Origin of the sequence: Pseudomonas sp. JAI120 (assembly GCF_014207255.1) — a bacterium.
Taxonomy (GTDB): domain Bacteria; phylum Pseudomonadota; class Gammaproteobacteria; order Pseudomonadales; family Pseudomonadaceae; genus Aquipseudomonas.
On sequence record NZ_JACHCZ010000005.1, the window covers coordinates 396,603 to 420,730 of the forward strand.

At 61.6% G+C, this 24,128-nt stretch carries 19 protein-coding genes and 2 pseudogenes; 8 read left to right on the plus strand and 13 right to left on the minus strand.

Annotated elements, in window-relative coordinates:
- Positions 1-125 precede the first annotated feature (125 nt).
- Positions 126-893, minus strand: a complete 768-nt coding sequence (locus HDC32_RS25420; protein WP_131700751.1) for an SDR family NAD(P)-dependent oxidoreductase — start codon at positions 891-893, stop codon at positions 126-128.
- 136 nt (positions 894-1,029) lie between these two features.
- On the opposite strand from HDC32_RS25420, the gene HDC32_RS25425 reads away from it, so the two are divergent.
- Positions 1,030-2,178: an aldose epimerase family protein gene (locus tag HDC32_RS25425; RefSeq protein WP_184746011.1), complete on the plus strand. Its 1,149-nt coding sequence runs from the start codon at positions 1,030-1,032 to the stop codon at positions 2,176-2,178.
- Between the two features lie 125 nt (positions 2,179-2,303).
- Here HDC32_RS25425 and araH read toward each other — a convergent pair whose 3' ends face one another.
- The 7 genes from araH to HDC32_RS25460 are packed head-to-tail and all read right to left on the minus strand — an operon-like array spanning position 2,304 to position 10,621.
- The gene (gene araH / locus HDC32_RS25430; RefSeq protein ID WP_131700749.1) at positions 2,304-3,272 is read right to left on the minus strand and encodes an L-arabinose ABC transporter permease AraH; all 969 of its coding nucleotides are present in this window, start codon (positions 3,270-3,272) and stop codon (positions 2,304-2,306) included.
- 9 nt (positions 3,273-3,281) lie between these two features.
- Positions 3,282-4,784, minus strand: coding sequence for an L-arabinose ABC transporter ATP-binding protein AraG (gene araG / locus HDC32_RS25435; RefSeq protein ID WP_184746013.1), 1,503 nt, complete (start codon positions 4,782-4,784; stop codon positions 3,282-3,284).
- Positions 4,781-5,785, minus strand: a complete 1,005-nt coding sequence (locus HDC32_RS25440) for a substrate-binding domain-containing protein (protein WP_184746015.1) — start codon at positions 5,783-5,785, stop codon at positions 4,781-4,783. The genes araG and HDC32_RS25440 overlap by 4 nt, the downstream gene beginning before the upstream one ends.
- A 31-nt stretch (positions 5,786-5,816) precedes the next feature.
- The gene (locus tag HDC32_RS25445; RefSeq protein ID WP_131698746.1) at positions 5,817-6,680 is read right to left on the minus strand and encodes an SMP-30/gluconolactonase/LRE family protein; all 864 of its coding nucleotides are present in this window, start codon (positions 6,678-6,680) and stop codon (positions 5,817-5,819) included.
- A 19-nt stretch (positions 6,681-6,699) separates the two neighbouring features.
- Positions 6,700-8,280: an aldehyde dehydrogenase (NADP(+)) gene (locus tag HDC32_RS25450; RefSeq protein WP_184746017.1), complete on the minus strand. Its 1,581-nt coding sequence runs from the start codon at positions 8,278-8,280 to the stop codon at positions 6,700-6,702.
- Positions 8,281-8,290: 10 nt separating this feature from the next.
- Complete coding sequence (gene araD1 / locus HDC32_RS25455) at positions 8,291-9,283, minus strand: AraD1 family protein (protein WP_184746019.1); 993 nt, start codon at positions 9,281-9,283, stop codon at positions 8,291-8,293.
- A gap of 15 nt (positions 9,284-9,298) precedes the next feature.
- The gene (locus HDC32_RS25460) at positions 9,299-10,621 is read right to left on the minus strand and encodes an MFS transporter (protein ID WP_131698749.1); all 1,323 of its coding nucleotides are present in this window, start codon (positions 10,619-10,621) and stop codon (positions 9,299-9,301) included.
- Positions 10,622-10,814: 193 nt separating this feature from the next.
- Here HDC32_RS25460 and HDC32_RS25465 point away from each other — a divergent pair, with 193 nt between their 5' ends.
- Together HDC32_RS25465 and HDC32_RS25470 are read left to right on the plus strand one after the other, a co-directional pair.
- Positions 10,815-12,551 (plus strand): IlvD/Edd family dehydratase, encoded by a 1,737-nt coding sequence (locus tag HDC32_RS25465; RefSeq protein ID WP_184746021.1) that lies wholly within the window; start codon positions 10,815-10,817, stop codon positions 12,549-12,551.
- Between the two features lie 48 nt (positions 12,552-12,599).
- Positions 12,600-13,322: a FadR/GntR family transcriptional regulator gene (locus HDC32_RS25470; protein ID WP_065926379.1), complete on the plus strand. Its 723-nt coding sequence runs from the start codon at positions 12,600-12,602 to the stop codon at positions 13,320-13,322.
- A gap of 62 nt (positions 13,323-13,384) precedes the next feature.
- On the opposite strand, the gene HDC32_RS25475 is transcribed toward HDC32_RS25470, so the two are convergent.
- Positions 13,385-15,511: a TonB-dependent siderophore receptor gene (locus HDC32_RS25475; RefSeq protein ID WP_184746023.1), complete on the minus strand. Its 2,127-nt coding sequence runs from the start codon at positions 15,509-15,511 to the stop codon at positions 13,385-13,387.
- Between the two features lie 189 nt (positions 15,512-15,700).
- A complete protein-coding gene (locus tag HDC32_RS25480) occupies positions 15,701-16,792 on the minus strand; it encodes an NADH:flavin oxidoreductase/NADH oxidase (RefSeq protein WP_145338761.1) in 1,092 nt (363 codons plus the stop codon).
- Between the two features lie 79 nt (positions 16,793-16,871).
- On the opposite strand from HDC32_RS25480, the gene HDC32_RS25485 reads away from it, so the two are divergent.
- Entirely contained in the window at positions 16,872-17,183 is a 312-nt protein-coding gene (locus HDC32_RS25485) for an ArsR/SmtB family transcription factor (RefSeq protein WP_093546722.1), read from the plus strand.
- Positions 17,184-17,191: 8 nt separating this feature from the next.
- On the opposite strand, the gene HDC32_RS25490 is transcribed toward HDC32_RS25485, so the two are convergent.
- From HDC32_RS25490 to HDC32_RS25500, 3 genes are read right to left on the minus strand one after another with little or no spacing between them, the layout of a single operon-like run.
- Positions 17,192-17,650 carry a metallophosphoesterase family protein gene (locus HDC32_RS25490; RefSeq protein WP_184746025.1) on the minus strand — a complete coding sequence of 153 codons (459 nt, stop codon included), beginning with the start codon at positions 17,648-17,650 and terminating at the stop codon, positions 17,192-17,194.
- Positions 17,647-18,693, minus strand: coding sequence for a GGDEF domain-containing protein (locus tag HDC32_RS25495; protein WP_145338763.1), 1,047 nt, complete (start codon positions 18,691-18,693; stop codon positions 17,647-17,649). Before HDC32_RS25495 ends, HDC32_RS25490 begins: the two co-directional genes overlap by 4 nt.
- On the minus strand, positions 18,678-19,556 hold the full coding sequence (locus HDC32_RS25500) for a hypothetical protein (RefSeq protein ID WP_184746027.1): 879 nt from the start codon (positions 19,554-19,556) through the stop codon (positions 18,678-18,680). The genes HDC32_RS25495 and HDC32_RS25500 overlap by 16 nt, the downstream gene beginning before the upstream one ends.
- Before the next feature lie 261 nt (positions 19,557-19,817).
- Between HDC32_RS25500 and HDC32_RS25505 the strand changes: the two genes are divergently transcribed.
- The 4 genes and pseudogenes from HDC32_RS25505 to HDC32_RS25515 all read left to right on the plus strand — a co-directional run bounded on the left by HDC32_RS25505 (position 19,818) and on the right by HDC32_RS25515 (position 23,709).
- Entirely contained in the window at positions 19,818-20,708 is an 891-nt protein-coding gene (locus HDC32_RS25505) for a bestrophin family protein (protein WP_145338765.1), read from the plus strand.
- A gap of 300 nt (positions 20,709-21,008) precedes the next feature.
- Positions 21,009-21,932 (plus strand): annotated as a pseudogene (locus tag HDC32_RS32560) (cache domain-containing protein); the annotation flags it as partial.
- A gap of 348 nt (positions 21,933-22,280) precedes the next feature.
- Positions 22,281-22,796 (plus strand): annotated as a pseudogene (locus HDC32_RS32565) (methyl-accepting chemotaxis protein); the annotation flags it as partial.
- A gap of 91 nt (positions 22,797-22,887) precedes the next feature.
- Entirely contained in the window at positions 22,888-23,709 is an 822-nt protein-coding gene (locus tag HDC32_RS25515; protein ID WP_131698757.1) for a DeoR/GlpR family DNA-binding transcription regulator, read from the plus strand.
- The last annotated feature ends 419 nt before the right edge of the window (positions 23,710-24,128 follow it).

The window sequence follows — 24,128 nt, forward strand, 5'->3', positions numbered from 1 at the left end:
CAAATGTGGGAGGGGGCTTGCTCCCGATGGCGGTGTGTCAGTCAGCAGATGTATTACTGAAAGACTGCTATCGGGGCAAGCCCCCTCCCACATTGGTCTGTGTTGTCTGAGAGAGGGTGTTCGGCTCAGACCCAGCCGCCATCCACAATAAAGTTCTGCGCCGAACACATCGCCGACGCATCGGAAGCAAGAAACAGCGCCATATTGGCGATGTGTTCCGGCAGTACGCTGCCGGGCAGGCACTGGCTGCGGCTGATCAGTTCCTTGGCGGCGTCATCCACCCACATGGCCAGCTGTTTTTCGGTCATCACCCAGCCCGGCACCAGCGTGTTCACACGGATACGGTTGGGCCCCAGCTCGCGTGCCAGCGCGCGGGTCATGCCGTGGGCGGCGGCCTTGCTGGCGGCGTACACCGGGTAGCCGGCGGAGGCCATCATCCAGCCGACGGAGCCGAGGTTGATGATCGAGCCGCTGCCGGCACGTTTCATCATCGGCACCACGGCCTTGGCGGCAAAGAAGGCGTGCTTCAGGTTGACCGAGATCAGCTTGTCGAAGGTTTCCGAATCGACTTCTTCCAGGGTGTGGCGCACGTCATTGGCGGCGTTGTTCACCAGCACGGTGATCGGCCCCAGGGAATGCTCGAAGCGCCCTATCGCCGCCTTGTAGGCGATTTCATCGGTGATGTCGCAACACACGAACTCCACGGCATGCCCCTGGGAACTCAACAGCGCCGCCAGGCGTTCACCCTGGCTTTGCGCGCGGTCCACAAACCCGACCTTGGCACCCTGCACGGCGAAGGCCCGCACCATGAATTCGCCGATCCCCGAGGCGCCCCCGGAAATCAATACGGTCTTGCCCTTGAGGTCGGGATAAACGGCGTGTTCAGTACTCATAAAAGGATGCCTCGATCAATTAGTCTTATTTTATTTTACGAAACCGGGGTAAAAGGCTATAAATTCGCTGTCACAACGACAAAATATCGCTATTAGTAGAACTATTCCACTCAAAACAACAAAAGGAAGTTCGACCATGAAGCACCCTCGATACCTGCTGTCCGGCCTGGCGCTGTCCATGATGATCGCCAGCGGCGGCGCCCAGGCGGCCGGTCTGAGCAGCGAGCAAAAACCTTTCGGTAAAACCAACGACGGCACTGCCGTCGAACAATACATCTTGCGCAACAGTCACGGCATGCAAGCCACGGTGATCACCTACGGCGGCGTGTTGCAATCGCTGAAAGTGCCGGACAAAAACGGCAAGGTCGACGATGTGGTGCTGGGCTTTGACGACGTGCAAGGCTATCAAAGCGGTACGGCGTTTTTCGGCGCAACCATCGGCCGCTTCGGCAATCGTCTGGCCGGCGGCGCCTTTGAACTCGACGGCAAGCGCTTCCAGGTGCCGCTCAACGACGGCCCCAACTCACTGCATGGCGGCGCCCAGGGCTTCGACAAGCAGGTGTGGAAGGCCGAGTCGGTCAAGGACAAGGACTCGGTCGGCGTGAAGCTGAGCTACCTGTCCAAGGACGGTGAGATGGGTTTTCCCGGTAACTTGAAAACCGAAGTCACCTACCGCCTCAACGACAAGAACGAACTGCACATCGACTACAAAGCCACCACCGACAAACCGACGGTGCTCAACCTCACCAACCACAGCTACTTCAACCTGGCCGGTGCGGGTAACGGCGACATCCTCAAGCAAGTCGCGACCTTGCATGCCAGCCATTACACCCCGGTGAACGCCACCTTGATTCCGACCGGCGAACTCGCACCGGTCAAGGGCACGCCGATGGACTTCCTCAAGCCCACCCCGATTGGGCAGCACATCAAGGAGGATCATCCGCAGCTCAAGTTTGCCGAGCCAAAACAGGGTGGGTTTGACTTCAACTGGGCGCTGGACACCAAAGGCGACGTCAAGCAACTGGCCGCCGAGGTGCATGACCCGGCGTCAGGCCGGCGCTTGCAGCTCTACACCAGCGAGCCGGGCGTGCAGTTCTATACCAGCAACTTCCTGGATGGTTCGGTGAAGGGCAAAGGTGGCAAGACCTACCTGCACTGGAGTGGTTTCACCTTGGAGACCCAGCACTATCCGGATGCGCCTAACCAACCGACGTTTGCCTCGACCCGTTTGAATCCAGGACAGACGTATACCCAGAACACCGTCTTCAAGTTCTCCGCTGATTAAAACCGCTTTACTGTGGGAGGGGGCTTGCCCCCGATTGCGGAGTGTCAGTCTGCATATTTGCTTCTGATACACCGCCATCGGGGGCAAGCCCCCTCCCACATTTTGAGCCTCACATGAAAAGAAGTTCAGCGTTGTTTCATGCGGTCGATGACCACCGCCAGCAGCAGGATCGAACCGCGGATCACGTACTGGTAGAAGGTGTCGATGTTCTTCAGGTTCATCGCGTTCTCAATGATCGCCAAAATCAACACCCCGGCGATCACGTGGCGAATCATGCCGATGCCGCCACTCAGCGACACCCCGCCCAGCACGCAGGCAGAAATCACCGTCAGCTCGAAACCCTGGCCGATCATCGGTTGGCCCGAGGTCATGCGTGAGGCGAGGATCACCCCGGCCAATGCGCCGATCAGACCGTGCACGGCGAAGATCAGGATCTTGGTGCGGTCGACGTTCACCCCCGCCAGCAGCGCCGCTTCCGGGTTGCCGCCGATGGCCATGGTGTTGCGCCCGTAGGTGGTGTAGTTGAGCAGCCAGCCGAAAAACAGGAAGCACACGATGGTGATCAGGATCGGCACCGGCACGCCGAACAACTGGCCATTGCCAAAGATAAAGAACTGGTCCTGGGACACACCCACCGCCTTGCCGTCGGCAAAGATATAGGCCAGGCCGCGCACGATCTGCATGGTCGCCAAGGTGGTGATCAACGCATTGACCCTCAGCTTGGCGATCACGATGCCGTTGATCAGCCCCACGACCAGGCCCATCAGCAGCGCCGCGCCGATGCCCAGCATGACGCTGTCGGTATCGCGCATCACAATCGCCGCCACCACGCCGGCGCAGGCAATCACCGAGCCTACCGACAAGTCGAAGTGCCCCGACGCCAGGCAGAACAGCATGGTGCAGGCGGCGATGCCCACCGTGGAAATCGCCAGGCCCAGCCCGCGCATGTTCAACGGCGAGAGGAAGTTATCGATGAGCAAGGCGCACAGGACAAAGATGCCCACCGCAGCCAACAGCATCGCCCAGTTGTCGAGCAGTGCGCGCATATCGAGGGGTTTGCGTGCCGTCGGCAGCGCGTTGTTTTGAGTCGTCATGGTCTTCTCTCAGTTCGCCAGGCCGCGCGGCAGGGCCAGTTGCAGCAGGTTGGATTCAGTCGCGTGTTCACGGGTTTGTTCGCCGCGCATCGCACCTTCGCACAGCACCAGGATGCGGTCGGAGATGCCCATCACTTCCATGAGGTCGCTGGACACCACGATCACCGCAATGCCCTGGGCCGCGAGGTTATGGATAATCTGGTAGATCTCGGCCTTGGCGCCGATGTCGATGCCACGCGTCGGCTCATCCAGCAGCAGCACCTTCATGGGCATCGACAGCCAGCGGCCAAGAATGGCTTTCTGCTGGTTGCCGCCGGACAGGTACATGATCTTTTGCGCGGCGGTCGGGGTTTTGACTTTCATTGCCTTGATCTGCTGGTCGGCATTGCCCTTCTCCCAGCCATCGCGCAGCAGCCAGCCGAACGAAGAGTGGGCTCCACGCGCGCTGATATTGATGTTCTCGGCGACGCTGGACAGCGGAATAATGCCTTCCTTTTTGCGGTCTTCCGGGCACAGCAGCACACCGGCGGCGATGGCGTCGCGGGGTGAGCGCAGTTGCAGGGCCTCCCCGCATAACTCCAGGCTGCCGGCACTGGCGCGCTCCAAACCGCTGAGCAAACGGAACAACTCCGTGCGCCCTGCCCCCACCAAACCGAACAGGCCAAGGATTTCGCCTTTGCGCACCTCAAAACTGATCGGTTCACGCAAACCCGGGCCCAACAAACCGTCCACCTTGAGCGCCACCTCGCCGTGCTCACGCGGGCGGTAGTCGTAGATGTCCTGGATGTCGCGACCGACCATGCAGGTCACCAATTGGTCGTGGGTCAACGCACTCATGTCGTCAAAGGTACGCACGTAGCGGCCGTCCTTGAACACCGTGACCGCGTTGCAGATGCGGAACACCTCTTCCATGCGGTGCGAGACGTAGAGCACCACTTTGCCCTCGTCCCGCAGGCGCGTGATGATCGCCATCAGCCGGTCGATCTCCCGCGCCGACAGGCTGCTGGTCGGTTCGTCGAAGGCGATCACATGGGCGCCACGGGACAGCGCCTTGGCGATTTCCACCAGTTGGCGCTGGCCCAGGGACAGGCGGCCGAGTTTTTCCTCGGGGTCGATTTCATCCGCCAGGCCCTTGAGACAAGCCAGGGCCTGCTTGCGCAGCAGGCCCCGGTTGACCACGCCGAAGCGCGATGGCAAATGCCCGAGGAACAGGTTTTCGGCGACGGTCATTTCCGGCACCAGATGCAGCTCCTGGTGAATCACCGCCACGCCGCTGGCGATGCTGTCGGCGGCGCATTTGAACGCCATGGTCTGCGCGCCGATCTGCACGCTGCCGCTGCTGGGGATATAGGCACCGCCCAATATCTTCAGCAGCGTCGACTTGCCCGCACCGTTCTCGCCCATCAGGGCGTGCACCTGCCCCGGGTGGGCGGTGAAGCTGATGCCGTCCAGCGCCTTGACCCCGGGAAAGGTCTTGCCGATCCCCTCGAAACTCAGGGCCGCAGCGGTCATTTCCACAGCCCGATCTTGGTCAGTTCGTCCTGGAAGTTGGCGCGGGTGATCAGGGTCACTTCATCCATGGCCGTGTATTTAGGCGGCTCAGTGCCCTTGGTGACCCACTCGTACATCATCAGCGCGGTGTTGTAGCCCTCGATGTGCGGGCTTGGCAGCATCGAGCCGAAGAAGCCGCTGTTGGCTTTCTTCAATTCGCCGATGGCGTCGGTGCCATTGATGCCGATACCGATCACATTGGCCGCCGCGAAGCCGGCGCTTTCGGTGGCGCGCACGCCGCCGAGCACGGTGTTGTCGTTCATGCCGCCGATGATCAGGTTTTTCGCGCCGCTGGGCAGCTTGACCAGGGCCGAGTTGGTGGCGTCCATGCTGCCGGGAACGTCGAGGGTTTTCAGCGCGGCGGTGAGGATATGGTCCTTGGGAATGCCGGCTTCTTCGAGGGATTTGATCGAGCCATCGGTGCGTTTCTTGCCGGTGTCGAGTTCATTGAAGGTGTTGATCACCGCGTAGGTGTCCTTCCAGTCCCAACCGCGTTTTTTCGCTTCGGCAGCCATGGCCGCGCCTTGTTTCTGGCCCACTTCAAACGCGGCCATGCCCAGGTACGGCACGTCCTCCATGAAGTTGCCCTTGGCGTCGACAAAGCGGTCATCCACGGCAATCACTTTCAAGCCGTTGGCCTTGGCCTTGGCGACAATGGCCGGGCCCAGGGACACGTCCGGCGGGCAGATCACAAAGCCCTTGGCGCCGTTGGCGGCCAGGCTGTCGATGGCCGAGAGGGTTTTCTCGCCATCGGGCACGGCGATCTTGATCACGGTAAAGCCATGTTCCTTGCCGGCTTTTTCGGCAAAGGCCCATTCGGTCTGGAACCACGGTTCCTCGGCCTGCTTGACCAGGAAACCGATTTTCACTTCTTCAGCGGCCAGCAACAGCCCGCTCAAGCTCATGGCCGAGACCGCCACAGCGGCGCAGCACAGGGAACGGATACCACGACGACGATTCATACGGGTGACTCCTTGTTGTTGTTTTTAGGCATTAACCGGCAAAGCGATGGCAAGGCATGCCGGGTACATCGACTTCGATGGCCAGCACCGCGCCGTCCAAAGGGTGATCCAATGGACTGGCGGCGCTGGTGATATACAAGGTGGTGAGGTGGGGGCCACCGAATACGCAACTGGTGGGGCGACTCACGGGCAACTCGATAATGCGGTCCACCTCCCCCTCGGGCGTCAGGCGCAGCAGGCAACTGCCGTCCCAACGGGCGTTCCAGAGGTAGCCTTGGCTGTCCATGGCCGAGCCATCCGGCCCGCCGCGCGCGTGCGGGCCGAACCACACGCTTGGCGGCTGGAGTTGACCGTCGGCCTGGATCGAATACTGGTAGAGCGTGGCGTCCAGGCTGTCACCGAAATGCACCTGGCGGCCGTCCTCGCTCCACAGCAAGGTGTTGGGAATGCCCAGGCCGTGGAGCAACGGCGTGACCTGTGCATCCGCATCGATGCGAAACAGGCCGCCGGAGCGCCGCGTGATCGGCAGGTCTTCGCCATGTTCGCCGATGTTGTTCTGCATGGTGCCCAGCCACAGGCGGCCCTGGGCATCGCAGCGTGCTTCATTGCCACGGTTGCCCGGCTGCGGGTCGGCCACGCAGAGCAGGGTGAGGGCTTCGGTGGCCAGGTCCAGGCGGTAGACACCGCTGCTCAAGGTCACCAGCGCATCACCGCTTTCACACGGGATAAACGCCGAAACGTGCTCGGGCAACTGCCAGATCTGCAACTGCCCGCCCATCAGGCGCAGGGCCTGTTTGCCGGCGATATTGACCCAGTACAGCGCCTGGGTCGGCACATCCCAGAACGGGCCTTCCCCCAGTTGCGCACGGTGCTCAGTGACAGCGGTACACGACATGACGCCTCCTGATGAGTGTTTACAGCGAGTCGCGGGATGGCGTGCCATCCACCAGGCGCTGGATGCGCAACGGGTTGGCGTTTTTCAACGCGTCAGGCAGCAGGCTGTCAGGGTAGTTCTGGAAGCACACCGGACGCAGGAAACGGTCGATGGCCAAGGTGCCGACCGAGGTGCCACGGGCATCCGACGTCGCCGGATACGGACCGCCATGCACCATCGAGTCGCAGACTTCGACGCCGGTCGGGTAGCCGTTGAGCAGGATGCGCCCGACTTTCTGTTCCAGCAGCGGCGTAAGTTCGGCGAACTCTTGAAAGTCTGCCGGTTCGCCAATGATCGTCGCGGTGAGCTGGCCGTGCAGGCCTTGCAAGGCGGCGCTGAGTTGGGCTTGATCAGCAACTTCGACAAACACCGTGGTAGGGCCGAAGACTTCTTCCTGCAGCACTTCATCGCCCTCGATCAGCAAGCGTACATCCGCCTTGAACAGCTGCGGTTGCGCCTGATTACCCGCCTGGGTGCTACCGGCCAAATGTTGAATGCCAGGGTGCGCCAGGAGTTTTTCCAGGCCTTTACCGTAGCTGCTCAGGGTGCCGGCATTGAGCATGGTTTGCGCCGGTTGCTCGCCGATCAGTTGGGCGACCTGTTGGGTAAACGCGGTGAACTGCGGCGACGCGATACCGATCACCAGGCCAGGGTTGGTGCAGAACTGGCCGCAGCCTTGCACCACCGACGCGGTCAGATCCCGTGCGACGGTTTCCGCTCGCGCTTGCAGGGCCTGGGACAGCACGATCACCGGGTTGATGCTCGACATCTCGGCAAACACCGGGATCGGCTGCGGGCGTGCCGCGGCCATGTCGCACAAGGCGCGACCGCCCTTGAGCGAGCCGGTAAAGCCCACCGCCTGGATCGCCGGGTGCTTGACCAGCGCCTCGCCGACGCCGCCACCAAAGATCATATTGAACACACCCGCCGGCATCTCGGTCGCTTCTGCCGCGCGAATGATTGCACTGGCCACCTGTTCAGCGGTGGCCATATGCCCGCTGTGGGCCTTGAACACCACCGGGCAACCGGCCGCCAGCGCCGCTGCGGTATCGCCGCCTGCGGTGGAAAACGCCAGGGGGAAGTTGCTCGCGCCGAACACGGCCACCGGGCCCAGGCCGATGCGGTATTGGCGCAGGTCCGGGCGTGGCAGCGGCTGGCGATCGGGTAACGCCTTGTCGATGCGCGCGCCGTAGAAATCACCGCGACGCAGCACCGTGGCGAACAGGCGCATCTGGCCGCTGGTACGCCCACGCTCGCCTTTGATACGTGCGGCGGGCAGCGCGGTTTCACGGCAGACCAGCTCGATGAAGTTATCGCTCAGGGCATCCAGCTCGTCGGCTATCGCGTCCAGGAACTGCGCACGGCGCGCGGCACTCAACGCACGGTAAGCCGGATACGCCGCGGCGGCGGCCTTGGCGGCGGCATCGACCTCTTCCGGCGTGGCCTGGTAGAAATCCTGCGGCAAGGTCTCGCCCGTGCTGGCATCGACGCTCTGCAGCTTGATGCTGCCGTTGGCGCTGCGCTGGCCGCCGATGTAGTTGTGGCCGAGGAACTGGGTCATGTTGATCTCCTTAAAGGGGGGTGACTTGGCCGGGTTCAAATGCCGCATCGCTGCTGCCGACGCCATTGACCAACGGCGCGCCGAACTCGGCCTGGCTGATCTCGAACACATCGCCCGGTTGGGTACGTATACCATCGGCGAATGACAGCGTGGCGGTGCCGAAGAAGTGAATGTGCACATCGCCCGGCTTGAGGAACTGGCGGTATTTGAAGTGGTGGTACTCGAGGTTTTCCAGGCTGTGGCACATATTGGCCTCGCCACTGAGGAATTCGTTCCGCCAGATTTCCTCGCCGTTACGCAGGATGCGGCTGGTGCCGGCCAGGTGCTGGGGCAACTCGCCCACGCGCAGCTCGGGACCGTAGCTGCAACTGCGCAGCTTGGAATGGGCCAGGTACAGGTAGTTCTTGCGCTCCATGATGTGGTCGGAGAACTCGTTGCCCACTGCAAAACCCAGGCGATAGGGCTTGCTGTCCGGACCGATCACATACAGGCCGCCGATTTCCGGTTCTTCACCGGCGTCTTCGGCAAACGGTGGCACCGGGAAGGCTTCGCCTGGGCGCACGACGATGCTGCCGTCGCCCTTGTAGAACCATTCCGGTTGCACGCCGGCCTGGCCGGCAGCGGGCTTGCCGCCCTCCACGCCCCATTTGAAGATGCGCATGGTGTCGGTCAAGGTGCTTTCATCGCCGGCCTGCTGGTGCATTTTGTCGCGCGCCGAGGCGCTGCCCAGGTGGGTCAGGCCGGTACCGCTGATGAGCATATGGGCCGGGTCCGGGTGATCCAACGGCGGCAAAATCTTCAGGTCGGCCAGCAACGCGGCGTAGTCATGGCTGTCGCCCAGGCCCAGGCTCTCGACCTGCTGCTGCAACTTGACGCCCGCCTCGATGGCAGCCAGCGCCAGTTCGCGCACGCTGCGCGCGGTAAGCACTTCGCGCACTGTGGCGCCTTCTACAACGCCGACCCGGCGTTCACCGTTGCTTGACTCGAACTGAACTAAACGCATGAAACTTCTCCCAGATTAAGTACGTGTGGCGCCACGGGCGCTGGCGGCGAATTGATCGGCGGGCAGTACGTGCTTGCGCTCCAGCACGCGGTAGACCACGCCGGTCAAGACCAGCCCGAACACCATGACCGCGGACAGGAAGTACAAGCCCGAGGCGAGGTTGCCGGTGTATTCCTTGAGCGCACCGATCACGAACGGACCGATATAGCCGCCGAGGTTGCCCACCGAGTTGATCAAGGCAATGCCCGCCGCCGCACTGGCGCCGGCAAAGAAGCGCCCCGGCAAGGTCCAGAACACTGCGGTGCAGGAAAACAGCGCAAACGCCGCCAGGCACAGCGCGGCCATTTGCAGCACCGGCACACTCAGCCAGGCACTGAAGAACAGGCCGATGGCGCCCAGCACATAAAGCACGGCGAGGTGGCCGTAGCGATCATTCAGGCGGTCGGAACTGCGCGGGATGATCAGCAGGCCGATGATGCCGAAGATGTACGGCACCGCGGAGATAAAGCCGGTGACCAGGTCGGTGCCGCCGAACTGCTTGATCAGGGTCGGCAACCACAGGCCCAGGCCATAGATGCTCAGGGTCACCGGCAGGTAGAACAGCGCCAGCAGTAACACGCGTTTGTCCTTGAGGGCATGCAGCGGGTTGCCGTGGCGGGTCTGGCCGTAGGCCTGCAGGTCTTTGTCCAGCTCACCGGTGAGCCAGGCCTTTTCGTCGTCGCTCATCCATTTGACCTGCTTGGGGCCATCCGGCAGGTAGCGCAGCACCGGCCAGGTCAGCAGGATCGCCGGGGTGCCGATCACGATGAACAGCCACTGCCAGCCATGCAGGCCGAGAATGCCGTCCATGCCCAGCAGGCCGCCGGACACGGGGCCGGTGATCATCATCGCAATCGGTTGGGAGAGGATGAACAGCCCGAGGATCTTGCCGCGATGGCGCACCGGGAACCATTGGGTGATGTAGTACAGGACGCCGGGAAAGAATCCGGCTTCGGCCGCGCCGAGCAGGAAGCGCATCACATAGAAGCTGTGCGGCCCTTGCACGAAGGCCATGCCGATGGTGATCGCGCCCCAGGTGATCATGATCCGCGCGAACCAACGCCGTGCGCCGAAGCGGTCGAGCATCAGGTTGCTGGGGATCTCGAAGAGGAAGTAGCCAATGAAGAACAATCCCGCGCCCAGGCCATAGGCCGCATCGCCGATACCGACGTCGGCGCCCATGTGCAGCTTGGCAAAACCCACGGCGGAACGGTCCACGTAGGCGATCAGGTACAGCAGGATCAGGAAGGGAATCAGTTTCAGCGTGATGCGCCGAATAAGCCGCAGTTCCTGGCTCATGGGGGTCGATCTCCGATTGTTGTTCTTATAGAAGCTCGGGGGACGCCTCTCGCGAAAATCCGCCAGGGTCATACCTCAGTTAAGCCAGACTATATAGTAGGACTATTTACAAAACAACTCTTCCAAAGCATCGATTTTGCGCTTATGTTTAAGCACGCATAGAACATATAGTCATACAATAAGAGAATCGATCATGTCTGATAAAAAGCCCGGCCTACGCTCCGCCCAGTGGTTTGGTACCGCCGACAAAAACGGCTTTATGTACCGCAGCTGGATGAAGAACCAGGGCATTGCCGACCATCAGTTTCATGGCAAGCCGATCATCGGTATCTGCAATACCTGGTCGGAGCTGACCCCGTGCAACGCGCATTTCCGCCAGATCGCCGAGCACGTCAAACGTGGCGTGATCGAGGCCGGCGGCTTCCCGGTGGAATTCCCGGTGTTCTCCAACGGCGAATCCAACCTACGCCCCACCGCCATGCTCACCCGCAACCTGGCGAGCATGGACGTGGAGGAAGCCATTCGCGGCAACCCGATTGACGGTGTGGTGCTGCTGACCGGCTGCGACAAGACCACCCCGGCCCTGCTGATGGGCGCCGCCAGTTGCGACGTACCGGCCATCGTGGTCACCGGCGGGCCGATGCTCAACGGCAAGCACAAGGGCCAGGACATCGGCTCGGGCACCGTGGTGTGGCAGCTCAGTGAACAGGTCAAGGCCGGCACCATTACCCTGGATGATTTCCTCGCGGCCGAAGGCGGCATGTCGCGTTCGGCGGGCACCTGCAACACCATGGGCACCGCGTCGACCATGGCCTGCATGGCCGAGGCACTGGGCACTTCCCTGCCCCACAACGCGGCGATCCCGGCAGTGGATGCGCGCCGTTATGTGTTGGCCCATATGTCCGGCATGCGTGCGGTGGAGATGGTGCGCGAAGACTTGAAGCTGTCGAAGATCCTCACCAAGGAAGCGTTTGAAAACGCCATCCGCGTGAACGCCGCCATCGGTGGTTCGACCAACGCCGTGATCCACTTGAAAGCCATCGCCGGGCGCATCGGCGTCGAGCTCGACCTGGACGACTGGACCCGCATCGGTCGCGGCATGCCGACCATCGTCGACCTGCAACCGTCCGGGCGCTTCCTGATGGAAGAGTTCTACTACGCCGGTGGCCTGCCCGCCGTGCTGCGTCGCCTCGGTGAAGCCAACCTGATCCCGCACCCGAATGCCCTGACCGTCAACGGCAAGACCCTGGGCGAAAACACCGAGGACTCGCCGATCTACGGCCAGGACGAAGTGATCCGCACCCTCGACAACCCGATCCGCGCCGACGGTGGCATCTGCGTGCTGCGCGGCAACCTGGCGCCATTGGGCGCGGTGCTCAAGCCTTCGGCGGCCAGCGCCGAGCTGATGCAGCATCGCGGCCGTGCGGTGGTGTTCGAGAACTTCGACATGTACAAGGCGCGCATCAACGACCCGGAACTGGACGTGGACGCCAACTCGATCCTGGTCATGAAAAACTGCGGCCCCAAGGGTTACCCAGGCATGGCCGAAGTCGGCAACATGGGCTTGCCGGCCAAACTGCTGGCCCAGGGCGTGACCGATATGGTGCGGATCTCCGATGCGCGCATGAGCGGCACCGCCTACGGCACGGTTGTGTTGCATGTGGCGCCGGAAGCCGCGGCCGGCGGACCGTTGGCCACGGTGAAGGAAGGTGACTGGATCGAACTCGACTGCGCCAACGGCCGCCTGCACCTGGACATCCCCGACGCAGAGCTGGCGGCGCGCATGGCCGACCTGAAGCCGCCGCAGAACCTGATCGTCGGCGGCTACCGCCAGTTGTACATCGACCATGTGCTGCAGGCCGACCAGGGTTGCGACTTTGACTTCCTGGTGGGTTGCCGTGGGGCTGAAGTCCCCCGGCATTCCCACTAATTGGGATGCTATGATGCCGCGAATTTAAGTCAGAGCATCCCTGTCGTTATGGATCACCAGCCGCCCAAGCCGCGCAAGAGCATGCATGCCCAGATCGTTCAGGACTTGGGCATGCACATCGTTTCAGGTCGCTTCAAGCCCGAAGAACGGCTGCCCATGGAGGCCACGCTCTGCGAGGAGTACAAGGTCAGTCGTTCGGTGTTGCGCGAGGCGACCCGGGTGCTCAGCGCCAAGGGCCTGGTGTATTCCAAGCCACGGGTGGGCGCGGTGGTACGGCCGCGCTTGAAATGGCACCTGCTCGACCCGGACGTGTTGTCCTGGTTGATGCAGTCCACGCCCCACAGTGAATTTTTCAATACCCTGGCCGGTGTGCGGCGCATCCTCGAGCCGGAGATTGCCGCCATGGCCGCGACCACCGCCACCGATGAAGACATCGCCACCATCGAAAAAGCCTACCAGGGCATGGAAACCGCGCAGACCCACGAACAGCTGTTGCAGGCCGACCTGGACTTCCACCGCGCCATCGCCGACGCCACCCGCAACGACCTGCTCGCCTATATGTGCAACATGCTGTCGTTGCCGCTGCGCGAGTCGATCAACATCACCAACCGCCGCCCGGACATCCAGGGCCTGAGCCTGCCCCGGCACAAGGCGATCCTCACCGCAATCCAGAACCGCGACGCCCTTGGCGCCCGGCATGCGTCGCTGGTGCAGTTGGATGACACGCGGGTGGCGTTGGATACGGTGATGAATGTGCTCACGCCGTTGTAATGTAAACGCAATTAAATGTGGGAGGGGGCAAGCCCCCTCCCACATTGAAACTGTGCAGGCCGTTAGAGGGTGTAGGCGATGCCTACCTGCACCGTGCGTGGTTCGCCTGGGTAGGCGTATACGTTGCCAAACGCACCTTCTTCATAGTCGCGATTGAACAGGTTCTTCACATCCAGGTTCAGCCGCACCTTGTCGTTGACCTTGTAGTAGCTGAGCAGGTCGACCACGGTGTAGGCGTCCATCGAGAAGGCATTGTTGGAGGTCTGCCCGGCCCGCTCATCCACATACTTGCCACCCGCGCCCAGGCCCAGGCCCTTGAGGGCGCCGTCCTGGAATTCGTAGACGTTGAGCAGGCTGAAGCTATTTCGCGGGATGTTCAGCAAACGCGTGCCGGTGCGCAGGGTGTTGTCCTTGGTCACTTCGGCGTCCACGTAGGCATAGCCGCCGATCACACGCCACTCGGGGGTGAGGTTGCCCGCCACGTTCAAGTCGAAACCACGGCTGCGAACCTGGCCGGCGGCGACGCTGAAGGTTGAGTCGAGAGGGTCGGTGGTGAGCACGTTTTTCTTCTCGATCTGGTAGATCGCGGCGTCGACGCTGAGTTGACGGTCCAGGGCTTCCCACTTGATGCCCATCTCGTAGGATTTGCCTTTCTCCGGTTCAAAACCACCGCCCTGGCGACTGGCGCCGGTGTTGGGCTTGAACGAACGCGCGGCGTCAGCGTAGACCGCGACGGTGTCGGTGAGGTCGTAGATCACGCCGACGCGTGGGGTGACGGCGTTGTCGCTGGCTTCCCAGCTTTTACCGCCCTGCACGTAGGTGTGGTAGTCGTGTTCAAAGCGCTCGAAGCGTGCGCCGGCAAGGACTTTCAAACGCTCGGTCAGGGCCACCTGGTCCTGGACAAAAGCAGCGTAGGTCTTGAGGTTTTCCTTGTCGTGGGTCGGCGTGCGCGTGAGGTTCGGGCGCGCCTGGCCGTAGACCGGGTTGAAGATGTCGATGGGATAGCTACCCGCCAAACCGCTGGAACGCTGGATAATCGACTTGTAGTCGTAGTCTTCGAACTCGACGCCGGTAAGCAAGGTGTGGTCGAAACCGCCGGTGGAGAAATGCCCGGTGAGGTTGAGCTGGGTGTCTTTATCGGTCCACTCCAGTTTGCGGTAGTTGAAGTTGCGGCTCAGGGTACGACCGTCGGCGCCCAGGCTGTTGGCTTCAATGGCATTGCCCTGCAAGGTGCCGTCCAGCCACTGGAAACCACCGCCCAGGGTCCAGCTGTCATTGAGCAGGTGCTCGAAACGCAGCTGGGCCATGCTGTTGTCGTTGTGCAGTTTGCCGACGTCTTTTTCACCCCAGAACGTATCGCGCGAGGCGGTGCCTTTTTGATTGGGGTAGCGCGTCAGGCCACGGTCCAGCGGGTGGTTGTTGCGCATGAAATCGCCTTCGAAGATCACCTTGGTGTCATCGCTGGCCTGCCAGGTGATCACCGGCGTCACGCCGTAGCGTTCGGTCTCGACATGATCACGGAAGGTGTCACCGCCCTCGCCCACCACGTTCAGGCGATAGGCCAGGCGACCCTGTTCGTCCAGCGGGCCGGAGGCGTCAAGGGTGGCGCGTTGCATGCCTTGGTCATCCAGTTGGCTGCCGAGGGTCACGGTCGGCTCGGCCAGCGGTTGCTTGGACACCACGTTGAAGGTGCCGCCGGGATCGCCACGGCCATACAGCATGGTTGCCGGGCCGCGCAGCACTTCGAGGCGTTCGATGGTGTTGGCATCCGGCATGTTCGGGTAGCCACGGTTGATCGGGAAACCGTTGCGGTAGAACTCGCCGGTGGTGAAGCCACGTACGGTGAAGGTGGTGAGCCCCTGCCCACCGAAATTGTTGGCGCGGCCCACGCCGCCGGCGTAGTCCAGTGCGTCCTGCAAGCGGGTGGCGCCGATATCTTCGACCACATCCTTGGACACGACGCTGATGGACTGCGGGGTTTCATGAATCGAGGTGTCGGTGCGCGTCGCACTCGCCGAACGTGTGGCGTGGTAGCCCTTGACCGGCCCTTGCGCCGTCTCGTAGTCCGCCTCGCCCGTGACATTGGTGGCCTGCAGCTCAAGACTGGCCTTGTCGGCAGGGACAACCTCTGCCCAGGTAAAAGGCGAAAACGCCTGAAGCACACAGAGGGAAATCAAGGTACGACGCATGGATGTTGAACCTAGTGAAAGAGCCAGAAGGGGCGGCAAACCTGCCAAGAATTCGCGGCGCATGATATATCAATGAATTCTCGTTTGATATCTATTCTCATTCGTTGTTTTTTGAGTATCCGTTTTGTATCAATACCGAGACGAAAAAAAGCCACTCAATTGAGTGGCCTATAGACTGCCTGGCTTACCTTAGCGATAGCGCTCCAGCCAATGGGCGTAAGGCGCCGGCAAGGTCCAGGAGGATTTCTCCACGCCCAGCTCCTTGGCAGCGAAGTACGCCCAATGCGGGTCCGCAAGGTGCGCACGACCGACCGAGACCAGGTCCAGGTGCCCAGACTGCAACGCGCCTTCTGCCAGTTGCGGCGTGCCAAAGCCCCAGGCCGAGGTCACCGGGATGCCCGCTTCGCGGCGCACGCGCTCGGCGATCGGGCCCATGAAGGCCGGGCCCCACGGGATATTGGTGTCGGGGATGGTAAAACCGACGCTGACGCTCAGCAGGTCCAGGCCGCCAGCCTTGAAGTTGCGGGCCAGTTCGATGGATTCGGTGAGGGTCTGCTCGTCACGGCCGTCGTATTCGATCACGCCAAAACGCGCGGTCAGCGGCAGGTTCTCTGGCCAGACTTCGCGCACGGCGGCCAGGGTTTCCAGGAGGAAACGGCTGCGGTTGTCGAAGCTGCCACCGTAGGCGTCGGTGCGCTGGTTGGAATGCTCGGAGAAGAAGCTCTGGCCCAGGTAGCCATGGGCGAAGTGCAGTTCGATCCACTCGAAACCGGCGTCGCGGGCACGGCGGGCGGCGTCGACGAAGTCCTGCTTGACCCGAGCGATGTCGTCCAGGGTCATGGCGCGTGGCACTTGCGGCAGGTTGGCACCGAAGGCGATGGCCGACGGCGCGATGGTTTCCCAGCTGCGCGCATCGGAGGCAGGCATATGGTCGTCCCCTTCCCACGGGCGGTTGGCGCTGGCTTTGCGACCGGCGTGACCGATCTGGATGCCTGGCACCGAGCCGGCGGCCTTGATGGCCTTGACCATGGGCACGAACGCTGCGGCGTGGGCGTCGCTCCAGATACCGGCGCAACCTGGGGTGATGCGCCCCTCAGGCGCTACAGCGGTGGCTTCGACCACCAGCAAACCGGCGCCGCCACGCGCCATACCGGCCAGGTGCACGAGGTGCCAGTCGTTGACGATGCCGTCCTCGGCCATGTATTGGCACATGGGCGGGATGGCGATGCGATTGCGCAGGGTGACGTCTTTGAGTTTGAACGGTTCGAACAAAGCGGACATTGAGAACTCCGGGAGCGAGTGATTTGATTCGATAGTTCGATGGTAATCGAACTATGGTATTCGATGATACCCCCCTGTTATGATTCGTTTCATGCGAGCCTTTAAACACCCTCCCCTTGAAGACCTGACCCTCGAGCGTCTGCTGTACGCCCTGAGTGACCCGGTGCGCCTGGAAATCGTGCGCTGCCTGGCCGGTGTGCCCGAAGCCACCTGCGGCGAACTGGACGGCGGGCGCCCCAAGTCCAGTATGTCTCACCACTTCCGGGTCCTGCGCGATGCCGGCCTGGTACACACCCGCAGCGTGGGCACCACCCATATGAATTCATTGCGCGGCGATGTGCTTGAGGAACGGTTTCCGGGGTTGTTGCAGAGCATCCTGGCGCAACAATAAAACCCGGATCAGTCCAGCAGCGCGATCAGCCGCGACTCGATCGTCATCTCCCGCACCTCCAGCACCGCCAACGTCACCGGCAACGTGAAGCGCCGCCGCCCTGCACTGCCGGGGTTCACATACAGCGTTGCGCCCCGCCACTCGATCAGGGGCTTGTGCGAATGGCCGGTGATCACCAGCCGCGTAGGCGTATCGAGTAATGCAGGTACGTCGGCGATGTCATGCACCACCAGCGTCCGCCATCCACCCACATCCAGCATCAGATAGTCGGGCATCTGCCGTGCCCACGGCGCGTCCTGGTCGTTGTTGCCGCGCACCACGTGCAGGGGCGCGATCTGCGCTAATTGCTGAAGAATCTCAGGGCTGCCGATATCACCGGCATGGATGATCTGTTCACATCCCTGCAACGCCGCCACGGCTTCAGGCCGCAGCAGGCCATGGGTATCGGAAATCACGCCAACTTTCATAGGGCCTCCGGGGTGGACATCGAACCGTGGGACACCGGCGCGCCATCCAGATACACGCGGTCCTTGCCGTTGCCCTTGGCGGTGTAGAGGTTGCGGTCGGCACGCTTGAGGACCGCTGACATATCGGCCCCGACCGTGAAATGCGTCATGCCCGCACTGCAGGTGTAGTCATGGGGTGGCGCGACACTGCTGCGGATCGCTTGCAGCAGGCGCAGCGCGTAATCGGTGGCGAGACCAAGGTCATCGCCCACCAGCAGCACCCCGAATTCTTCGCCGCCAATCCTGCCGAAACTGTGGCTGCCCGGGGTGGATTTAAGGCACGCGGCCATGGCGCAGAGAATCCTGTCGCCGACGTCATGGCCGAACTGGTCATTCTTCAATTTGAAACTGTCGATATCCAGCATCATGAAGTAGCCGGTATCACCGGCCGCAATCAGTTTGGCGAAGCTCTCCATAAAGGCCCGCCGATTCAGGATGGAGGTCAAGTAATCGGTCTCGGCCAACTCCCGAAACTCACTCTCCACCAGTAACACGGAACGCAGGTTCTTCAGGTAGTAGACATTCAAGATAAAGCCGATCGCCACCGACGAGGCGCAAAAGATAAACACGTAGATATCGACGCCTTCGTAAAGGCTCATCTGAATGCTGGGCCACGTCAGTAACCAGACCAAGGCGGCGCAGACCAGAAAGTCCTGAACCACGATAAACAGGATTGCGCTGCTCATCACCAAGGTCACGGCCAGCGGCAAGGCGAATACCTGCAGCTCGGGACGGGTGTGAACCACATAGGCAAAACCCGCGGACAGCAGCACCATGTAGGCCACGCCCAGTGCCCGCCACAGCACATACTGAGTCACCGCCCGGTGAACCCTATAGACCACGCACAGCCCCATCGTGACCAGCACGACCGGCCAGCCGAACCTCCCCCCGCGATCAACCAGCAACACCGCCAGCCAGGCGAAAATCCCGATCAGTTCGGCCTGGGCAATGGCGGGCGACAACAGCCTTTGCATTCGTGGCCTGAGTTTCACATTAGCCGGCATCCCGTCACTCCCTGTGTATGAGTGGCCGCTTTGTTATCGGCATGACTTAGTTGAAGACTGTGCAGACAGGTCGCAAACGAATACGCCATGAAGCGTCTTACCAACACCATAAAAGGTGGCAGGACTTCAAGCAGTGTCTTGGAGTGAATCTTGAAATAGCCCCGGTCGGCCCCCTCTTGCACCAAGCGAATAACGTGGGTCTTGGACACCGAGAGTTGCTCTGCGATGGAAAGGTAGGACGAAGTCCTGAAGCTTGCCCCCTGGTTATCCAGCGCACACGCATCGTTATAGATCGCCAGCATCAACATATGCCCGGCATCGCGCTTTACCAGCCAATAACAATCAGGCATCAACAGGTCAATGGTCACGTTATGGGACAGAAGGACCGAAAACCCTTTGAAATAACGTGCCAGGTAAGCCCGATCATCCAACCCGTTCATTGAGCTGCAAACCGCGGTTTGCGGGCACATCACGCCCAGCGGCTCGACCACCGACGTGAGCATCAGCCGGATCTCCTCGCAGGCTTGGGATGACGGGCTGAATACCCGCAAACGGCTGTCATCCGCATGCCTCGACACCGTCATGAACCCCAACGCCCTGAACAGCAGGAAGATCGACTCCAGGCTGTTCCTGGAACAAAACCCACGCGCCATACAAAACTCTTTCACCTCGGACAGTAATGGCACCGGCTTGGAGAAATACGTGCTCAATAACGTAAAGGACACCATCAAGCGACTGAACTTCAGTGCGGTCTTATAGAAAAACGGTCTTTTTGAATAGGACTCCAACAAAATCGAATAATGGGTACGAATACACGCTTCAAAATCCACATGGCGCTCAAACGCCCGCGCCGACTGTTCCATCGCCAACTTCAACGAACCACTGCACATGAGAAAGAGCCCTGATCAACCAACTTGGATTCACTGATCTCAATTGCAGCACCGATAATGGCGTTTCGCCTTGAGCGCAATCTATCGTGATTAGTTCAGGGGACATCGTCGCTACCAAAATTGTTCCAGAAAACTCAGGCGGCTTAACCGTTTCAGTCAGCGCTGCGAACCTTCCCTGCAAGCCGACGTCCGAGCTAAGGCACTGTTGCTTACCGCTCGCCGCGAGGTTGTCGTTTGAAAGCCGCCATCATCAAAAAGTACCGCCTGATCATCAAGACCATGGGCTATGTGGGCTGGTCGCTGTTCTGGCTGTTGCTGTGGGACGTCGCCGTCACCGTAGACTTCATGCTGTTCCTCACTGCCAAGATCAACTTGCCGCTGATGCCCCTTACCCTGCTGGGCTCGGCACTGATCGTGCTCATCAGTTTTCGCAACAGCAGCGCCTATAACCGCTGGTGGGAGGCACGCACGCTGTGGGGGGCGATGGTCAACAATTCTCGCAGCTTTGCCCGGCAGGTATTAACCCTGCTGGACGATCCCGACGGCGAAGTGAACCCGGTCAAGGCCACCCTGCTGCGCCGCCATGTGGCGTATGTGAATTGCCTGGCCGCGCACCTCAAGGGCGAACCGTGCCCTGATGAAGTACGCGCCTTTATCCCCTCCGAGGAATTCGCCCGCAACGGCGCCACCAATAACTTTGCCAATGACATCCTCACCGGCTCGGCGGCGTTGCTGGCCAAGGAATACAAGACCGGGCACCTGGACAGCATTCGCCTGGCGCGGATGGAGTCGACCCTGGTGGATTTGTCCAACGCCCAGGGCGGCATGGAGCGGATCGCCAACACGCCACTGCCCTACCCTTACGTGTATTTCCCACGCCTGTTTATCTCGCTCTTCTGCCTGATCGTGCCCGTGGGCCTGGTGGAATCCCTGGGCTGGTTCACCCCGCTGGCGTCCACCGTTGTGGGCTTTATGCTGCTGGCCATCGAGCGTATCGGCACCGACCTGCAAAGTCCGTTCCGCTCCAGCGAACACCAGATCCAGATGGAAGCCATCTGCGAAACCATCGAGAAAAACCTGCAGTCGATGCAGCGTGATGCGCTGGGTGGCGAGCGCATCGGATAAACATGCCCTTCGGCCTAAAGTGCGTGCTCCCGCAGTCGATACAAAGGGAGTACGCATGGGCTACATCCCCTCAAAACAACACATGCGACGCTCGACGCCACTGTTTTCTCCTTGCCAAAAATATAAATACCCGCGGGTGAAGTCATGAATATCAAGCAAAAGTTGACCTGGGCGTTTGCCGCTATCGCGTGCCTGCCAGTCATCCTGGTGGCCGTTATGGTTGTGCTGAACTTGCGCGAGGGGGCCCTGGCCAATTTCCTCGACAGCAGCGGTCGCGAGATCCGTCAGATCGACAACGGCATGAAGCAGTTTTTCGATGGCATCAGCCAGAACGTCGACTTCGTGGCCAAGGACCCGCGCGTTGTCGCGGCCAAGGACCTCAAGAGCTACGCCGGCGCCGACGCCGCGCAAATCCCCCTGACCCAGACCAACAAAGACCTGCTGGCGATTTTCGATCAGTTCGCCAAAAGCCACCCGAGCACCGCCTACTTGTCTTTGGGCCTCGCCGACGGCGGTTATGCCAGCTGGCCTGACGACACCAAACTGAACAACTACGACCCGCGCGTACGCCCCTGGTACAAGGCCGCCATCGCCGCGCCGGGCGCCACCGTGCGCACGGGCGCTTATTACTGGGCACCGGACGACGTGGTGCTGATCGGCACCGTGCACACCGTCGCCGACGCTACCGGCAACATCCTCGGCGTGGTCGGCCTGGACGTGTCGCTCAAGCAGCTCACCGAGCTGGTGCGCAACATCAAGCTGGGCGACAGCGGCTACCTGATGCTGGTGGAAGCCAACGGCAACGTGCTGGTGGACCCCAGCGACGCCCAGCACAACTTCAAGCCGATGGCCGACCTGGGCCCCAACTACGCCGAACTGGCCAAGCGCGGCGACGGCGTGACCCAGATCGACATCGACGGCGTGGCCTACATGGCCAACGTGGTCAGCTCCAAGGATCTGGGCTGGCGCTTTATCGGCCTGATCAAGCGCGATGAAGTCATGGCCGGCGCCACCCGCCTCACCTGGTTGATCGCCGCGATTGCCGCCGCCCTGGCCGTGGTGTTCGCGATTGTCGGCGCCAGCTTTGCCAGCATGATCGTGCGCCCGATTCGCGGGGTGGCCGACGGCCTGCAAGAAATTGCTGAAGGCGAAGGCGACCTGACGCGCCAACTCAAGGTGCAAGGCAAGGACGAAACCGCCAGCCTGGCCGGCTGGTTCAACCAGTTCCTGAGCATGATCGCGCAACTGGTGCAGCGCATCGGCAATGCCTCTTCCGACCTGCAAACCGCCGCCGCCGACACCAGCGAAGTCGCCAACAACATGAACCAGGCCGCCGGTCGCCAGCGTGAAGCCGTGGAGCTGGTGAGCACCGCGTTCAACGAAATGGTGGCCACCGCCAACGAAGTCGCGCGCTCCTGCAGCGCCGCCGCCGCGAGTGCCGACGAAGGCTACCGCGACGTGCACAATGGCCAGCAGCATATCGGCGAAGCCACCGGCAGCGTGCTCAAGCTCAGCGAAGACCTGCAAAAGTCGACCCAGACCATGCAGTTGCTGGAGCAGGACAGCCAAAACATCAACACCATCCTCGACACCATCCGCTCGATCGCCGAACAGACCAACCTGCTGGCGCTCAACGCGGCGATTGAAGCCGCGCGCGCCGGTGACCAGGGCCGCGGTTTTGCCGTGGTCGCCGACGAAGTCCGCGCCCTGGCGCGCCGCACTGCCGACTCCACCGGTGAAATCGACAGCCTGCTGGGCAACCTCGCCCGCCGCACCCAGGAAGTCACCCAGCAGATGCAGGGCAGCCTGCTGGTGTCCCACACCAGCGTGGAACGCATCCAGCAGGCCCGCGACAGCTTCGACAAGATCCAAGGCTCGGTGGACTCGATCCGCGACCAGAACACCCAGATCGCCACGGCCGCTGAAGAACAGCACCAGGTGGCCGAGGAGATCAACCGCCACATCGCGCAGATCCATGCCGATGCGCAACTGGTCGAAGGCTTTGCCCACTCGGCGCAGACCGGATCAGGTCGGTTGACGGATATTTCCGGTCAGCTCAAGGGGTTGGTGGGCCGCTTCAAGTTCTGACCGTTGTTACACCGGGGTCGCTTGCGGGGGCGTGTATTGGCTACTATAGCCACGCACTCCCCGCATCTTACCTAACCATCCCGGAGCCTTAATGCCCAACCCCAAGGACACGGCCGCCGACAGCAGCACCCCGATGATTCCCGAGCAGCGTCGCGAACAAATCCTGCGGCAATTGCGCAAGCATCAAGTGATGAGCGTGCACCAGTTGATGGAGATGTTCGACTGCTCGCACATGACCGTGCGCCGCGATATTGCACTGCTGGAGCAGGAAGGCCGGGCGTACTCCGTCACCGGGGGGGTCCGGATCGCCAGCCAGTTGCACAGCGAACCCAGCCATCAATCCAAAGCCGTGGTGGAGTTGCCGCAAAAACAGGCGATGGCGCGACTGGCGGCGCGATTGCTGCACGCGGACATGACGGTGTACCTGGATGCCGGCACCAGCACCCTGGAGATTGTCCCTTATATCAAGGCGCTGTCGGGCATGACGGTGGTCACCAACGACTTCGGGATCGTGCAGGCCCTTATGGATGCGACGCAGGTCACGGTGATCCACACCGGCGGCCAACTGGACCATGACAACCATTCTTCCGTCGGCGGGCTGGCCGTGGCGACCCTGCGCCAGGTGGTGACGGACATCGCCTTTGTGTCAACCAGCTCCTGGGATTTGCACCGAGGTATCACCACCCCCTCGGCGCTGAAAGTCGAGGTCAAGCAAGTGGCGATGCAATCGGCGTCCCAGGTCGTGCTGGTGGCGAGCAGTTCCAAATACGGCACCTTCAGCATGTACCGCATCGCCGGGCTCGAACCGTTCGACGTGATCATCAGCGACGACGCCCTGGCCCCGGCGGCGGCAGATGGCATCCGCAAGCGCGGGATTGAATTGATGCTGCCGGGTGATCCGTTGCCGGCGTGATGCCCTTCCTGTGTGGGAGAGGTCGAGCTTTAGCTAGGCTTCGGTGGCGGCGGCACTGGTGACAGGTGTCTTGGCTGACACACCGCAATCGGGGGCAAGCCCCCTCCCACATTTGAGCTCGATTGGCAGGTGGGAAGTTGCTCGGCTATAGATCTCGTGGGCACCGCTGATCCCTGTGGGAGATGTCGAGCTTTAGCGAGGCTTCGATGGCGGTGGCATGGTTGGTAGAGGTGTTGGCTGACATACCGCTATCGGGGGCAAGCCCCCTCCCACATTTGAGCTCGATTGGCAGGTGAGAAGTTGCTCGGCTATAGATCTCGTGAGCACCGCTGATCCCTGTGGGAGATGTCGAGCTTTAGCGAGGCTTCGATGGCGGTGGCATGGTTGGTAGAGGTGTTGGCTGACATACCGCTATCGGG

Coding starts and splice junctions, on each gene's coding strand:
- araD1 (WP_184746019.1), bottom strand. CDS start 9,283: ATGCGTTTAGTTCAGTTCGAGTCAAGCAACGGTGAACGCCGGGTCGGC.
- HDC32_RS25460 (WP_131698749.1), bottom strand. CDS start 10,621: ATGAGCCAGGAACTGCGGCTTATTCGGCGCATCACGCTGAAACTGATT.
- HDC32_RS25515 (WP_131698757.1), top strand. CDS start 22,888: ATGCCCAACCCCAAGGACACGGCCGCCGACAGCAGCACCCCGATGATT.
- HDC32_RS25440 (WP_184746015.1), bottom strand. CDS start 5,785: ATGAATCGTCGTCGTGGTATCCGTTCCCTGTGCTGCGCCGCTGTGGCG.
- araG (WP_184746013.1), bottom strand. CDS start 4,784: ATGACCGCTGCGGCCCTGAGTTTCGAGGGGATCGGCAAGACCTTTCCC.
- HDC32_RS25490 (WP_184746025.1), bottom strand. CDS start 17,650: ATGAAAGTTGGCGTGATTTCCGATACCCATGGCCTGCTGCGGCCTGAA.
- HDC32_RS25500 (WP_184746027.1), bottom strand. CDS start 19,556: ATGGAACAGTCGGCGCGGGCGTTTGAGCGCCATGTGGATTTTGAAGCG.
- HDC32_RS25445 (WP_131698746.1), bottom strand. CDS start 6,680: ATGTCGTGTACCGCTGTCACTGAGCACCGTGCGCAACTGGGGGAAGGC.
- HDC32_RS25480 (WP_145338761.1), bottom strand. CDS start 16,792: ATGTCCGCTTTGTTCGAACCGTTCAAACTCAAAGACGTCACCCTGCGC.
- HDC32_RS25470 (WP_065926379.1), top strand. CDS start 12,600: ATGGATCACCAGCCGCCCAAGCCGCGCAAGAGCATGCATGCCCAGATC.
- HDC32_RS25450 (WP_184746017.1), bottom strand. CDS start 8,280: ATGACCCAGTTCCTCGGCCACAACTACATCGGCGGCCAGCGCAGCGCC.
- HDC32_RS25495 (WP_145338763.1), bottom strand. CDS start 18,693: ATGCCGGCTAATGTGAAACTCAGGCCACGAATGCAAAGGCTGTTGTCG.
- HDC32_RS25465 (WP_184746021.1), top strand. CDS start 10,815: ATGTCTGATAAAAAGCCCGGCCTACGCTCCGCCCAGTGGTTTGGTACC.
- HDC32_RS25420 (WP_131700751.1), bottom strand. CDS start 893: ATGAGTACTGAACACGCCGTTTATCCCGACCTCAAGGGCAAGACCGTA.
- araH (WP_131700749.1), bottom strand. CDS start 3,272: ATGACGACTCAAAACAACGCGCTGCCGACGGCACGCAAACCCCTCGAT.
- HDC32_RS25425 (WP_184746011.1), top strand. CDS start 1,030: ATGAAGCACCCTCGATACCTGCTGTCCGGCCTGGCGCTGTCCATGATG.
- HDC32_RS25475 (WP_184746023.1), bottom strand. CDS start 15,511: ATGCGTCGTACCTTGATTTCCCTCTGTGTGCTTCAGGCGTTTTCGCCT.
- HDC32_RS25485 (WP_093546722.1), top strand. CDS start 16,872: ATGATTCGTTTCATGCGAGCCTTTAAACACCCTCCCCTTGAAGACCTG.